Source organism: Geodermatophilus sp. SYSU D00758, assembly GCF_054049955.1.
This window is the reverse complement of sequence record NZ_JBJGYK010000020.1, coordinates 1-13,892: the sequence shown is the minus strand read 5'-3', so window position 1 is coordinate 13,892 and position 13,892 is coordinate 1. Positions and strand designations below refer to the sequence as shown.

Here is a 13,892-nt window from a genome sequence, read left to right as displayed (position 1 = left end):
CCGCCACCCGCTGACCCGCTCCCCCGGTGCCCCGGCGGAACGCGAGGAAGGGGCCCCGGCCGACCGGCCGGGGCCCCTCCTCCCGTCCCGCCGACCCGGTGGAGGAGGCCGCCGACGGCGACTGGGTGGTCCGCCCGGTGACCGGCTCGGCGACGGGCAAGACCTACCGCTGCCCGGGCTGCGACCAGGAGATCCGGCCCGGGACGCCGCACGTGGTCACCTGGGCCGCGTTCACCCGGGACTCCGACCTCGAGCCCTGGGACACCGCCAGCGCCGCGGACGACCGCCGGCACTGGCACACCGCGTGCTGGCGGGCCCGCGCCCGCCGGAGATGAAGGACCTCCTCCCCCCCCACCGCTCGCAGGCTCGCGGCGGGCCCCTGCGGGAGGCCACAGGGCGTCAGGGCGCCGTGACCGCGGTGACCACGACGTTGTCGGCGTAGCTGCCCCGTGCGCGGTCGAACGGGCCGCCGCAGGTCACCAGCCGCAGCACGGCCCCGGGGACCGGCCCGTAGACCTCCGCGGTGGGGAAGGCCGCCTTCGGCACCCGGGTGGTGGCGGTGACCGTGAAGCGGATCGTGCTGCCGTCGGCGCGGTCGACGAGCACCTCGTCGCCGGGGGCCAGCTCGCGCAGCCGCCAGAACACCGCCGGGCCGGCGGCGGAGTCCACGTGCCCGGCCACCACCGCGGGCCCCACGGCCCCGGGTGCCGGGGCGCCGGTGTACCAGCCGGCCCGGTCGGCGACGGCGGGCGGGGCCAGCGTCCCAGCGCCGTCCAGCCCCACGGGGTCCAGCGGCGCGTCGACGGCGATCCCCGGGATCCGCAGCCGGACGGGCACCGCCCCCGCGGTCCCGGGGTCGGCGCGGACGACGGGCGCCGTCCCCTCGTCCGCCGTGCCGGCGGTGACCGTCCCACCGGCGGCGACGCCCCCGACCGGGACGACGGACGCGCCCGCAGCCTCCAGCACGGGCCGCACGGTCAGCCCACCGCCGGGCCGGTCGAGGACCAGCAGCGACCACGCCGAGCCGGCGGCCAGGTCGACCGGCACCTCGCTCGGCGTCCCGTCGGAGGTGACCTGCAGGGTCGTCGTCCCCGCGGGGACCTCGGCCCAGCCGGAGGTCCGGGCGAACGCCAGGCCGGTGGCCACCGGCACCCCGCCGGCCGTGACGTCGAGCGACGGGGCGTCCGCCGCGGCGGCCACCACCCGCACCCGCACCCGGCCGGCCGGGGGCGGGGCGGCGTCCCCGGCCAGGACGTCGAGCCGGAGGTCGTCGAAGGGACCGGACACGGCGACCGTGCGGACGCCGCCGGCGGGCACGTCGACCGCCACCGACAGCAGCGCCGGGGTCCGGGGGCCCGCACCCGCGGCGCGCAGCGCCACCGCGTACGAGCCCGCCGGGAGCGGCCGGGGGTCGGTCACGACCCCGTAGGCCAGCGCGTCGGCGGTCCCCACCGGGTCCCCCCCGCCGATCGGGCCGATCGAGACGTCGACGGTCGGGGTGTCGGGGGAGAGGTGGGCCAGCCGCAGCCAGCCCTCACCGGCGCCCGGTCGCCCCTCCGGTGCGGCGCCGGCCGGCGTCGCACCGGTCAGGACCCCGCCCACCACCGCCACGAGGACGACCAGCACCCGGACCCACGGACCCACGTTCCCCCCAGACGTCGTCGGCCGTCCCCCTTCCGCGCACGGCGTGCGGCCGGTACCCACCCGGCGCACCGCGGCGCCGGGCCGACCCGGCGCCGCCGGTGCTCAGCGGCGGCCGCTGACCGGCTCGCTCCCCGAGTCCGACGCGTCGGGACGGACGGCGGGCTGGACGAGCGTGGGCGGCCCCTGCTCGGGGGGCGCCGCGTCGCCGGCCGTGGCCCCGGGGTCGACCGGGCGGATCTGCTGGGTCTGCTGGGGGGAGGGAGCCGGGGGGATGACCGCCTGCTGGGTGGGCGCGTCGGCGCGCACCGGGGGGCGGGTGGGCTGCCGGGCCGCGGCGGCCTCGCCCGCCCCGGGGCTCGGCCCGTCACCGGGGTGGACCGCGTGCCGCGGCCCGGTCGGGGCCGGGGAGGCCTCCTGGGGGCCGGTGGAGGTCTGCGCGCGCTGCGGCCGGGTCTGCGGCCCGGCGACCTCCGGCGGGCGCAGGGCCTCCGGCGGGCGGGCGGCCTCCGTCGGGCGCACGGTCTCCGGCGGGCGGGGGGCCTCGGGCTGGCCGGCCTCGCCGGCCGCGGGCACGGGCGGGCGACCCGCGGCCGGCTCCGGGCGGCGGTCGCCGAGGTCGGGCAGCCCGTCGAGGACGCGGCGGGCGTCGGCCAGCCGGCCCAGGAGCTCGTCGCGGACGGCGCGGATCGCCGCCGCGGCCGCCTCGGCCTCGCTGACCACCCGGGCGGCGTGCTCCTCGGCGGCGCTGATCCGCTGCCGAGCGCGCTCGGCGGAGGTCCGCTCGCGCTCCTCCTCCAGGCGCGCGGTCTCCTGGCGGCGGGCGCGCTGGGCGATCTCGAAGTCCTCCTCGACCTTCGTCCGCCGGGCCTGGGACTCCGCGTCGAGCCGGTTGGCCTTCTCCTGCGCCTTGGTGACCAGCTCGTCGGCGCGGATCTGCGCCTTGCTGGCGATCTGCTCGGCGTTCTGCCGGGCCTCGGCGATCATGCGCTCGACCTCGGCCTGGCCGGCGGCGTGCCGCTCGAGCATGGCCCGTTCCTCGGCGGCGGTCTGCTCGCGCAGCGCCTGGGCCTCCTCCTCGGCCGTGCGCCGGATGTCGGCGGCCTCCTCCTCCGCGAGCCGCAGCATGTGGGAGATGCGCTCGCTCATGCCCTCGAAGGTGGCCGGGCCCGACGAGGCCGCCTTGCGCCGCAGCTGGTCGAGCTCCCCGTGCAGGGCCGACAGCTGCCCGGCGAGGTCCGCGGCCCGCCCCATGGCGGCGTCCCGGTCGGCCAGCGCGACCCGGATGTCGGCGTCGAGCCGTTCGATCGTCTCGGCCACCTGGTGCCGGTCGTAGCCCCGCAGCACCACGTCGAACGAGTGCTGGGCCTCACGCATGGGCACCGGGTCACGGCGCGGATCGGTCATGCTCTCATCCTCGCAGAGTCGATCGCGGCGGGTGCCCGGCGAGGCTACTGCGCCGCAGGGCGGTCCCCGCCCTCCGGGGGAGCGTGCCACGGGGTCGCCCGGCAGCGCGCGACCCCGCCGGGGAGCCCGGCGAGGTCGCGGTGGGTGCTGCGGTGGCGCGGCGCGCTCACACTCCCCGGAATCGGTTGATCGCGGAGAGGTGCCGCTCGCGCTTGGCGGTGTCCTTGACGCCGAGGCCTTCCTCGGGGGCGAGGGTCAGGACGCCGACCTTGCCCTGGTGCAGGTTGCGGTGGACGTCGTAGGCGGCCTGGCCGACCTCGTCCATCGGGTAGACCTTCGACAGGGTCGGGTGCACCAGGCCCCGGTCGATGAGCCGGTTGGCCTCCCACGCCTCCTTGTAGTTGGCGAAGTGGCTGCCGACGATCCGCTTGAGGTTCATCCACAGGTAGCGGTTGTCGTACTGGTGCAGGTACCCGCTGGTGGAGGCGCAGGTCACGATGGTGCCGCCCTTCTTGGCGACGTAGACCGAGGCGCCGAAGGTCTCCCGGCCCGGGTGCTCGAAGACGATGTCGGGGTCGTCCCCGCCGGTCAGCTCGCGGATGCGCTTGCCGAAGCGCTGCCACTCCTTGGGGTCCTGGGTGTCCTCGTCCTTCCAGAACCGGTAGCCCTCGGCGGAGCGGTCGATGACCAGCTCGGCGCCCATCGAGCGCACGATGTCGGCCTTCTCGGGGCTGGAGACCACGCAGACCGGGATCGCGCCGCCGTTGAGGGCCATCTGGGTGGCGTAGGACCCCAACCCGCCCGACGCCCCCCAGATGAGGACGACGTCGCCCTGCTTCATGCCCGCGCCGTTGCGGGAGACCAGCTGCCGGTAGGCGGTGGAGTTGACCAGCCCCGGGGAGGCGGCCTCCTCCCACGACAGGTGCGCCGGCTTGGGCATCAGCTGGTTGCTCTTGACCAGCGCCAGCTCCGCCAGGCCGCCGAAGTTGGTCTCGAAGCCCCAGATCCGCTGCTGCGGGTCGAGCATCGTGTCGTCGTGGCCGGCGTGGTCCTCCAGCTCGACCGACAGGCAGTGCGCCACCACCTCGTCGCCGGGCTTCCAGGTGTTCACCCCGGGACCGGTCCGCAGCACGACCCCGGCCAGGTCCGAGCCGACCACGTGGTAGGGCAGGTCGTGCCGCTTGGCCAGGTCGTGCAGCCGGCCGTAGCGCTCCAGGAACCCGAAGGTCGACACCGGCTCGAAGATCGACGTCCAGACGGTGTTGTAGTTCACCGACGAGGCCATCACCGCCACGATGGCCTCACCGGGGCCCAGCTCCGGGGTGGGCACCTCCTCCACGTGCAGCGCCTTGCGGGGGTCCTTGTCCCGGGTGGCCAGGCCCTCGAACATGTCCTGCTCGTCCTTGCGCACCAGCACCCCCCGGTAGGACTCCGGGACCGGCAGCCCGGCCAGGGCGTCGAGCTGGTCGCTGAGGATGGCGTCCCTGATGTCGTCCACGTGGTCTCCCGGGTCTTCGTCGGCTCGTGAGGCGGTGCGGTTGGCGCAGGATGTTACCGGCGGGTAGCCGCGGTGCCAGCTGCCCGTCCGGAGGGTTGGTCAGTGACCCGACCGGGCGGGTTCCACGAGCTCGACCAGGACGCCGCCGGCGTCCTTGGGGTGCACGAAGTTGACCCGGCTGCCGGCCGTGCCGCGCTTGGGCGTGTCGTACAGCAGCCGAAGCCCGCGCTGCCGGAGGGTCTCGGCGACCGCCTCGACGTCGTCCACCCGGAACGCGAGCTGCTGGAGGCCCGGGCCGGAGCGGTCGATGAACCTCGCGATCGTGGACTCCGGGGTCAGGGGTGCGAGCAGCTGGATCCGGGTCTCGCCGTCGCCGACGGCGAGCATCGCCTCGCGCACGCCCTGCTCCTCGTTGACCTCCTCGTGCACCGAGCGCACCTCGAAGGCCCGGGCGTAGAACGCCAGGGCCTCGTCGAGGTCCGGGACGGCGATCCCCACGTGGTCGATCGTCGTGAGCAGGCCGGCGGGCAGGCGGGTGCGGGCGTCGTCGGTCACGGACGGAGTGTGGCCCAAGACGTCTGGGACGTCATCACGGTGTGGCGGGGGTCACGCGGCCGCCGGACGGCCGCGGTGTGCTCCGCGTCACGGTCGTCGACCGCGCGGTGGGCCCCGCCTATCCTCGGGGGGATCGACGCCGCGTCCCGTCGCGGCCGTCCCCACCCGGTCGCCAGTGCCGGCGGCCCCGGTACAGGAGGCTCGATGTCCCGCTCGGTCATCGTCAGCGGCGCCCGCACCCCGATGGGTCGCCTGCTCGGCTCGCTCAAGGACTTCTCCGCCGCCGACCTCGGTGGCGTGGCGATCAAGGCGGCCCTGGAGCGCGCGGGCCTCTCCGGCGACCAGGTCGACTACGTGATCATGGGGCAGGTCATCCAGGCCGGGGCCGGGCAGAACCCGGCCCGCCCCGCCGCGGTCGCCGGTGGCATCCCCATGTCGGTGCCGTCGTTCACGCTCAACAAGGTGTGCCTGTCCGGCCTCGACGCCATCGCGCTGGCCGACCAGCTCATCCGGGCCGGCGAGTTCGAGATCGTGGTCGCCGGCGGCATGGAGTCGATGACCCAGGCCCCGCACCTGCTGCCCACCTCGCGCACCGGCACCAAGTACGGCGACGCCACGCTGGTGGACTCGATGGCCCACGACGGGCTCTCCGACACCTTCGACCAGGTCGCCATGGGGGTCCTGACGGAGCGGGCCAACGGCCGCTACGAGCTGACCCGCGAGGAGCAGGACGCCTTCGCCGCGGCCAGCCACCAGAAGGCCGCCGCCGCGCAGAAGAACGGCCTCTTCGACGACGAGATCACCCCCGTGCTGATCCCGCAGCGCAAGGGCGACCCGATCGAGTTCCGCGAGGACGAGGGCATCCGCGCCGACACCACGGCCGAGACCCTGGCCAAGCTCAAGCCGGCCTTCGGCAAGGACGGCACGATCACCGCGGGGTCGGCCTCGCAGATCTCCGACGGCGCCTGCGCGGTCGTGGTCATGAGCGCCGAGAAGGCCGCCGAGCTGGGGCTGACCCCGCTGGCCGAGATCGGCGCGCACGGCGTGGTCGCCGGCCCCGACGCCACGCTGCAGAGCCAGCCGTCCCGGGCGATCCAGAAGGCCTGCGCGCGCGAGGGCATCGACCCGGCCGACCTCGACCTCGTGGAGCTCAACGAGGCCTTCGCCGCGGTCGGCATCGTCTCCACCCGCGAGCTGGGCATCGACCCCGAGAAGGTCAACCCCAACGGCGGCGCGATCGCCCTGGGCCACCCGATCGGCATGAGCGGCGCCCGCATCGTCCTGCACCTGGCCCTCGAGCTCGGCCGCCGCGGCGGGGGCGTCGGCGCCGCCGCGCTCTGCGGCGGCGGCGGGCAGGGGGACGCGCTGGTCCTCCGGGTCCCCGCCCGCGGGTGACCGACCCGCTCCAGGACGCAGCCGGCCCCGCCTCCCACCCCGGGAGGCGGGGCCGGCGCGCGGTGGACGCCGGTGACCTCGTCGAGCGCGCCCGCCGCGGCGAGGCCCGCGCCGTCGCGCGGCTCATCTCGGTCGTCGAGGACGCAGGCCCGGCGGTGCGCGAGGTCGCGGCCGCCCTCACGCCGCACGGCGGCCGCGCCCAGGTCGTCGGCCTGACCGGTGCCCCCGGTGTCGGCAAGTCGACGACGACGGCGGCCCTGGTGCGGGCGCTGCGGCAGGCCGGCCGGCGCGTCGGCGTCCTGGCGGTCGACCCGTCGTCCCCCTTCTCCGGCGGCGCGCTGCTCGGCGACCGGGTGCGCATGCAGCAGGCGGCCGGCGACGACGGCGTCTACATCCGCTCGATGGCCACCCGCGGCCACCTCGGGGGCCTGGCCGTGGCCACCCCGCTGGCGCTGCGCGTGCTGGACGCCGCAGGCTGCGACGTGGTGCTGGTCGAGACGGTGGGCGTGGGGCAGTCCGAGCTCGACGTCGCCTCGCTGGCCGACACCACCGTCGTCCTGCTCGCCCCCGGCATGGGCGACGGCATCCAGGCGGCCAAGGCCGGCATCCTCGAGGTGGCCGACGTCCTGGTGGTCAACAAGGCCGACCGGGAGGGCGCGGACCGGACGGTGCGGGACCTGCGGGCGATGACCCGGCTGGGCAGCGGCGCCGACCGGCCGGAGGGGTGGCGGCCGCCCGTGTGCCGCACCGTCGCGGTCCGGGAGACCGGCAGCGGGGTCGAGGCGGTGCTCGACGCGGTCGCCGCGCACCGGGGCTGGCTCGCCGCCTCGGGGGAGGGGCACCGCCGGCGCACGCGGCGGGCCGAGCGGGAGGTCGAGGCGGTGGCCCTCGACGGCCTCCGGCGGCGGATGGGGGAGGTCCGCGGGTCCGCCGCGCTGCACGCCCTCGCCGAGCGGGTGGTGGCGGGGGAGACCGACGCCTACCGCGCGGCCGACGATCTGGTCGCGCGGCTCTGACCCCTGCCGGGGCAGGATGTCGGGGTGAACGGGAAACCGGACGCCGTCGTCGTCGGAGCCGGGCCCAACGGCCTGGCCGCCGCCCTCCGGCTGGCCGCGGCCGGGCTGCGGGTGCAGGTGGTCGAGCAGGCCGACCGGCCGGGTGGCGGCATGCGCACCGAGGAGCTGATCCGCTCCGGTGTCCGGCACGACGTCTGCTCGACGGTGCACCCGATGGCCGCGGCGTCCCCCTTCTTCGAGGAGTTCGACCTGCCCGGCCGCGGGGTCCGGCTGGTCCACCCGGAGATCTGCTACGCGCACCCGCTCGACGGCGGCCGGGCCGCGGTCTCCCGGCACTCGCTGGCCGCGACCGCGGCGGGGCTCGGCGCCGACGGGCCGGCCTACGAGCGGCTGTTCGGCCCCCTGGTCGAGCACGCCGACGACGTCATCGACTTCTTCCTCACCAGCCGGCTGCGCCGGCTGCCCACCCGCAGCATCGGCGCCATCACGCGGTTCGGGCTCGAGGCGCTGCCCAACGTGCGCTGGCTGGCCCGGCGGTACTTCGACGGCGAGGAGGGCCAGGCCCTCATCGCCGGGGCCGCCGCGCACGGCATGCTCGACCTGTCGCGGCCGCTGACCGCCGGCCTCGGCATGGTCCTGGGCATGCTGGCCCACCACGGGGGCTGGCCGCTGGTGGAGGGCGGCTCCCAGGCGCTCGCCGACGCGATGGTCACCGCGCTGGAGCAGCAGGGCGGCGAGGTCGTCACCGGGCACCTGGTCACCGACCTGCGGGAGTTCGAGGGGGTCCCGGCCGTGCTGCTGGACACCTCGCCCCGCGCCTTCGTCGCGATGGCCGGGGACCGGGTGCACGAGGGCTACCGGCGGTGGGTGGGCCGCTACCGGCACGGCCCCGGGGTCTTCAAGATCGACTGGATCCTCTCCGAGCCCGTGCCCTGGACCAACCCCGAGGTGCGCCGGGCCGGCACCGTGCACGTCGCCGGCACGCTGGCCGAGACGATGGCGGGGGAGGAGGGGCCCGCGCACGGCCGGGTCGTCGAGCGGCCCTACGTGCTCGCCGTCCAGCCCACCGTCGTCGACCCGACCCGCGCCCCCGGGGGCGAGCACGTGTTCTGGGCCTACGTGCACGTGCCGCACGGCTGCCCGGTGGACATGACCGAGCGGATCGAGGCGCAGGTCGAGCGGTTCGCGCCGGGGTTCCGCGACACGGTCGTCGCGCGCGCCACGAAGGACGCCACCGAGATGGAGCGGTGGAACCCCAACCACATCGGCGGCGACATCTCCAACGGCGAGGCCTCGCTCCTGCAGATGCTGGCCCGGCCGGTGCCGCGCTGGAACACCTACCGGACGCCGGTGCGCGGGGTGTACCTGGCCTCGGCGGCGACCCCGCCCGGGCCGGCCGTGCACGGCATGTGCGGGGACAACGCGGCCCGGGTCGCCCTGGCCGACGTCTTCGGGGTACGGGAGGTCCCGGCGCTGCGGCCCGCCCCGGTCTGACCCGCCGTCCCCGGCCCCCCGCGGGCGCCGCAGCCCGGGGCCGCGAGCGGGCCGGCACGTAACCTGTCGGACCATGAGCCGACCGCTGGGGCTGCCGTTCGACCCCATCGAGCGCGCCGGCGAGACCTGGGAGCAGCGCTTCGGCCCCGCGGCCGCCATGCGCGCGGCCACGTCGGTGTTCCGGGTCCAGCAGATCCTGCTGGCCCGCTTCGACGCCGCCCTGCGGCCGCACGGGCTCACCTTCGCCCGCTACGAGGTCCTGGTGCTGCTCACCTTCAGCCGAACCGGGGAGCTGCCGCTCAAGGTGATCGGCAGCCGGCTCATGGTGCACCCGACCAGCGTCACCAACGCCATCGACCGGCTCGTGGCCGCCGGCTACGTCGAGCGCCGGCCCAACCCGGCCGACGGGCGCGGCGTCCTGGCCAGGATCACCGAGCGCGGGCGCGCCGTCGTCGAGGAGGCGACCGCCGCGCTCACCGGGCTGGACTTCGGGCTGGGGGACCTGGCCGAGAACGAGCTCGACACGCTCTTCGGCATCCTGCGGCGGGTGCGCCTGGCCGCCGGCGACGTCGCCGACGCCGCCCCGCCGGCCGGGGCGACACCCCGGGCGGACCCGCGCAGCGCGGTGGGATGATCGAGGTCATGCAGCCGACCCGCCCCGGACGTCCAGACCCGCGCGCGCAGGCCCAGCAGGCGCAGATGGCCGCCGCCATGGCCGGTGCCGTCGACCTCGCCGCGGTCAAGGCCCGGTCCGAGGCCGCGGCCCGGGCCCAGTCCGCGCCGCCGCCCGCAGCCGGCGGCCCGGCCGGCGCCCCCGGCTCCGCGGTCGTCGACGTGACCGAGGCGACCTTCCAGACCGAGGTGCTCGACCGCTCGTTCCAGGCCCCGGTCGTCCTCGACCTCTGGGCCGAGTGGTGCGGCCCCTGCAAGCAGCTCTCCCCGGTGCTCGAGCGGCTGGCCGCCGAGGGCGGCGGGTCCTGGGTCCTGGCCAAGGTCGACGTCGACGCCAACCCGGCGCTCGCCCAGGGCCTGCGGGTCCAGGGCATCCCCGCGGTCAAGGCCGTCTGGCAGGGGCAGCTGGTGGCCGAGTTCACCGGCGCGATCCCCGAGGAGCAGGCCCGCCAGTTCGTCACCGAGCTGGTCCGCGCCACGACCGGCGGCGCCGTCCCCGGCGGGGAGGCCGGTCCGGCCGAGGCCGAGGACCCGCGGCTCGACGTCGCCGAGTCGGCGCTGGAGCGCGGTGACCTGGCCGCGGCCGAGGCCGCCTACCAGGCCATCCTCGACGCCGAGCCCGACCACCCCGTGGCCGGGCTGGCCCTGCGGCAGGTGCAGCTGTTCCGGCGCGCGGACGCCGCCGGCCCCGACGCGCTGGCCGCGGCCGACGCCGCTCCGGACGACGTCGCCGCGCAGACCCGCGCGGCGGACTTCCTGCTCGGCACCGGGGACGTCGAGGGCGCCTTCGCCCGGCTGCTCGACGTGGTGCGGCGGACCGCCGGGGACGACCGCGACGAGGCGCGCAGGCACCTGGTGGAGCTGTTCGGCGTGGTCGGGGACCAGGACCCCCGCGTGGCCGACGCGCGGCGGGCCCTCACCCTCGCGCTCTACTGAAAGGACCCCCCTGCCCCCCGCCGCTCGCGAGCTCGCGGCGGGGCCCTGCAGGGGGGCCACGTCCTCCCCGCGCCTCGCAGGCTCGGCGCGGGCGCCTGCGCCGGTCCTCGGCTCAGACGCCTGCGCCGGTCCTCGGCTCAGACGCCTGCGCCGGTCCTCGGCTCAGACGCCGACGTCGCAGGCGGACGGCCCCTGGAAGAAGCCGTTCCGGAACAGGTCGACCAGGCCGAAGCCGGTGAGCTCGACCGCGGGGACGACCGCCGGGTCGTTGCCGTAGGCGAGGAGGAACTGCACGCTCTCGTCGACGTCGCCCGGGGAGATGTCGGCGGAGGTGAGGGTGCCGTCGGAGAACACCGCGGAGAACCAGCCGGTCAGGCAGACCGCCGACCGGACGGCGTCCTCGTCGTCGGTCGACAGCCCCAGCTGGTCGCGTGCGGCGAGGGCGTAGGGCAGCGAGACCGCGGTGATGACGGCGTAGTCCGCCCCGCCGAGCTCCTCGTACACGGGCCCGGCGAGGTCCTCGACGTCGAAGCCCACCACCGCCTCGTCCGGGCAGTACACGAGGTCGAGGTCCGCCGGCGCGCACCCGGGGGGCCCGCCGCGGAAGGCCTCGAGGTCGGGGGGCTGGAACGTCTCGCCGAAGACCTGGTCGAAGGCGAGGGTCCAGAACTCCGGCAGGGCCGTGCCGGCGATGTCCAGCGTCTCGGCGAACGGGGCGTTGCCGCCGCTGGCGAGGTCCCGCGGGTCGTCGAAGGCGCTCTGGGTGAAGGGCCGTTGCGCGGAGAAGTTGTCCCGGCAGGCGGTGGGGCCGGCCTCGAAGCCCTCCTGGAAGGCCGAGACGCGGTCGAAGTAGGACCCGTGCGCGGCCTCCACGGTGATGCCGGTGCCCACCGGGTCCCGCAGGAGCAGGTATCCGCGCAGCACCTCGTCGAGCTCGGGCGCCCGGATCTGGCTGAACTCCGCCTCCCCGTCGGCCACCCACCCGGTCCAGGCCCCGGCCAGGCAGTCGGCCTGGGTCTCGACGGAGATGGAGTAGTCGGGGTAGCCCACCCGGGCCTGGACGGCGTGCCCGAACTCGTGGGCCATCACCAGGGCCGGGATGAACCGGCCGTACCCCTCGGCCAGCTCGGTCAGGAATGCCCGGTCGTAGCTGATCGCGTCGGAGTTGGGCACGTTGGGCGCCTGGCAGTAGAACGCGTTGCCCTCCACCTCGGCGGGGTCCGCGCCGCAGCCGATCCCCTGCGGGTAGGCGGCCGGGTCGACGTCGCCCGGGTCGACGCTGAAGTAGCCGCCCTGCAGCGGCACGAAGTCCTGCCCCCAGACCGCCGGGAGCTGGACCGCCCAGTAGGCCTCCAGGTCGGCCAGCGCGTTGCGGGCCTGCACGTCGATCGACCCCTCCCCCGCACCGGTGATGCCGACCGCGTCGGGGTCGACGTCCGGCTGCGGGGCCTGCCCGGGCGTGGCCCGGCCGACGATGACCACCGAGCAACCGGTGACCAGCAGCAGGACGGCCGCGGCCACCAGGGCCGCGGCCGCTCGACACGGTGGGTGCGCAGGCATCTCGGGCCCGATCGTCGCACCGCCGCGCCGCCCCCGCCGCCCGGGCGGGTCAGACCCCCAGGTCGCAGGCGGTACCGCCCTGCAGGAACCCGTCCCGGAAGGCGCCGACGAGCTCGAAGCCGGACAGCTCCACGTTGGGCAGCACGGAGTCGTCCTGCCCGTGGCCGAGGAGGAACAGGATCGCCTCGTCGACGTCGCCGGGGGACAGCTGGGTCCCCTCGAAGTCGCCGTCGAAGAACCGGGCGGCGTACCAGCCGGTCAGGCAGACCGTCGAGACGGTGCCGGCGCTGTCGTCGGTGGACAGCCCGAGCTGCGCCCGCGCCGCCTGGGCGTAGGGCAGCGAGATCGCGGTGGCCACCGCGAAGTCGCCGAACTCCTGGTAGGCGGGCAGGAGCAGGTCGGTCTCGTCGGCGTAGACGGTCGAGTCCGCGGCGCAGTAGCCCAGGTCCCGGTCCTCGGCACCCATGTCACCGCACGCGGGGGCGGTGCCGTCGAAGGGCTCGACGGCCGGGGCGTCGAAGGCGGCGCCGCTGACCTGCGGGAACCACGAGTCGTAGAAGGCCGGCAGGGTCAGGTCGACGATCTGCTGGATCTCCTCGTACGCGGCGTTGCCCTCGGTGGCCTCCTCCGTCTCGTCGAACTCGGCGGCCGTGAACACGCGCCCGGGGCCGAACTCGTCGCGGCAGGTACCGACACCGCCGGTGTACCCGGCGTAGAAGCCGGAGACGCGGTCGAAGCCCGATCCGTGGGCGCCCTCGGCCGTCTCGTCGGTGAGCCCGACCGGGTCGCGAAGCTCGATGAAGCCGAGCAGGACGTCGTCGAGCTCGGAGACCCGCAGCGCGACGTGCTCGGCGTTGCCGTCGACGACCCAGCGGGTGAACGCGCCGGCGAAGCAGTCGGCCTGCGTCTCGTCGCGGATCGTCACCTCGCTGAAGCCGAACCGGCCCTGCATGGCGTGGCCGAACTCGTGGGCCATCACCGCCGGTCCGAGGAAGCGGCCGTGCAGCTCACCGAGCTCCTCCAGCAAGGAGCTGTCGTAGACGATGACGTCGCAGTTCAGCTCGTAGAAGGCGTTGCCCTCCACCTCCGCCGGGTCGATGGGCAGCCGGGCGCAGCCGACCCCGGTCGGGGGGTAGAGGCTCTCGTCGATGTCGTCGGCGTCGACGGAGAAGTAACCACCCTGCAGAGGGGTCAGCGGCTCGCCGTAGAACTCGGGGTAGGCCTGCTCCCAGAAGGTGGTGAGGTCGGCCAGCGCGTTGCGCGCGTAGCGGTCGATGTCGCTGTCGGTGGCCCCGGTGACGAGGAACTCCTCGGCCGTCACGTCGGTGACCGGGCGGGCCGCGGAGGCGGTCCCGGTGACCGTGGTGGAGCAACCTGCGAGCAGCACGCTGCCCACGGCGGCCGCGGCGATCGCGCGGCTCAGGACATGCCTCATGGAGCCTGGTTCCCTCGGGTCGGACGGTGCCGCCGCGCACCGGCGGCGGGCGGAGCCGGCACATGATGCCCGCTGCCCGCCCGTCGAGGGGTGTTTCGCCACGTCGCGGTCCGATGAGTTCGTCAGCCCGCCGTGACCGGCTGCTCACGCGCAGGTCCCCGGGGGGGGGGGGGGGGGGGGGGGGGGGGGGGGGGGGGGGGGGGGGGGGGGGGGGGGGGGGGGAGGTCCGGGGGCGGCGGGGGGGGGGCGGGGGTGGGGGGGTCGTCGCTGCGGGGTGTGCGTG

The 13,892-nt window shown here is 76.1% G+C and carries 12 protein-coding genes; 6 read left to right on the top strand and 6 right to left on the bottom strand.

Annotated features, from left to right (window positions below):
- Window positions 1-98: 98 nt before the first annotated feature.
- Window positions 99-335, top strand: a complete 237-nt coding sequence (locus ACI8AC_RS15665; RefSeq protein WP_456898723.1) for a hypothetical protein — start codon at window positions 99-101, stop codon at window positions 333-335.
- Between the two features lie 64 nt (window positions 336-399).
- Here the strand turns inward: ACI8AC_RS15665 and ACI8AC_RS15660 are convergent, their stop codons facing one another.
- The 4 genes from ACI8AC_RS15660 to mce all read right to left on the bottom strand — a co-directional run bounded on the left by ACI8AC_RS15660 (window position 400) and on the right by mce (window position 5,101).
- The gene (locus ACI8AC_RS15660; RefSeq protein WP_456898722.1) at window positions 400-1,644 is read right to left on the bottom strand and encodes a class F sortase; all 1,245 of its coding nucleotides are present in this window, start codon (window positions 1,642-1,644) and stop codon (window positions 400-402) included.
- 102 nt (window positions 1,645-1,746) lie between these two features.
- Complete coding sequence (locus tag ACI8AC_RS15655) at window positions 1,747-3,048, bottom strand: hypothetical protein (RefSeq protein WP_456898721.1); 1,302 nt, start codon at window positions 3,046-3,048, stop codon at window positions 1,747-1,749.
- Between the two features lie 166 nt (window positions 3,049-3,214).
- Complete coding sequence (gene ccrA / locus ACI8AC_RS15650; RefSeq protein ID WP_456898720.1) at window positions 3,215-4,546, bottom strand: crotonyl-CoA carboxylase/reductase; 1,332 nt, start codon at window positions 4,544-4,546, stop codon at window positions 3,215-3,217.
- A 99-nt stretch (window positions 4,547-4,645) separates the two neighbouring features.
- The gene (gene mce / locus ACI8AC_RS15645; protein ID WP_456898719.1) at window positions 4,646-5,101 is read right to left on the bottom strand and encodes a methylmalonyl-CoA epimerase; all 456 of its coding nucleotides are present in this window, start codon (window positions 5,099-5,101) and stop codon (window positions 4,646-4,648) included.
- Window positions 5,102-5,305: 204 nt separating this feature from the next.
- On the opposite strand from mce, the gene ACI8AC_RS15640 reads away from it, so the two are divergent.
- The 5 genes from ACI8AC_RS15640 (at window position 5,306) to ACI8AC_RS15620 (ending at window position 10,614) form a co-directional block, all read left to right on the top strand.
- On the top strand, window positions 5,306-6,496 hold the full coding sequence (locus tag ACI8AC_RS15640; RefSeq protein WP_456898718.1) for an acetyl-CoA C-acetyltransferase: 1,191 nt from the start codon (window positions 5,306-5,308) through the stop codon (window positions 6,494-6,496).
- 62 nt (window positions 6,497-6,558) lie between these two features.
- Window positions 6,559-7,512 carry a methylmalonyl Co-A mutase-associated GTPase MeaB gene (gene meaB, locus ACI8AC_RS15635; protein WP_456898717.1) on the top strand — a complete coding sequence of 318 codons (954 nt, stop codon included), beginning with the start codon at window positions 6,559-6,561 and terminating at the stop codon, window positions 7,510-7,512.
- 24 nt (window positions 7,513-7,536) lie between these two features.
- Entirely contained in the window at window positions 7,537-9,006 is a 1,470-nt protein-coding gene (locus tag ACI8AC_RS15630; protein ID WP_456898716.1) for a phytoene desaturase family protein, read from the top strand.
- 73 nt (window positions 9,007-9,079) lie between these two features.
- Window positions 9,080-9,640 carry a MarR family winged helix-turn-helix transcriptional regulator gene (locus tag ACI8AC_RS15625; protein ID WP_456898715.1) on the top strand — a complete coding sequence of 187 codons (561 nt, stop codon included), beginning with the start codon at window positions 9,080-9,082 and terminating at the stop codon, window positions 9,638-9,640.
- A gap of 8 nt (window positions 9,641-9,648) precedes the next feature.
- On the top strand, window positions 9,649-10,614 hold the full coding sequence (locus tag ACI8AC_RS15620; RefSeq protein ID WP_456898714.1) for a tetratricopeptide repeat protein: 966 nt from the start codon (window positions 9,649-9,651) through the stop codon (window positions 10,612-10,614).
- A 162-nt stretch (window positions 10,615-10,776) separates the two neighbouring features.
- On the opposite strand, the gene ACI8AC_RS15615 is transcribed toward ACI8AC_RS15620, so the two are convergent.
- The gene (locus ACI8AC_RS15615) at window positions 10,777-12,174 is read right to left on the bottom strand and encodes a neutral zinc metallopeptidase (protein ID WP_456898713.1); all 1,398 of its coding nucleotides are present in this window, start codon (window positions 12,172-12,174) and stop codon (window positions 10,777-10,779) included.
- A 49-nt stretch (window positions 12,175-12,223) separates the two neighbouring features.
- On the bottom strand, window positions 12,224-13,609 hold the full coding sequence (locus ACI8AC_RS15610; protein WP_456898712.1) for a neutral zinc metallopeptidase: 1,386 nt from the start codon (window positions 13,607-13,609) through the stop codon (window positions 12,224-12,226).
- Window positions 13,610-13,892: the final 283 nt, after the last annotated feature.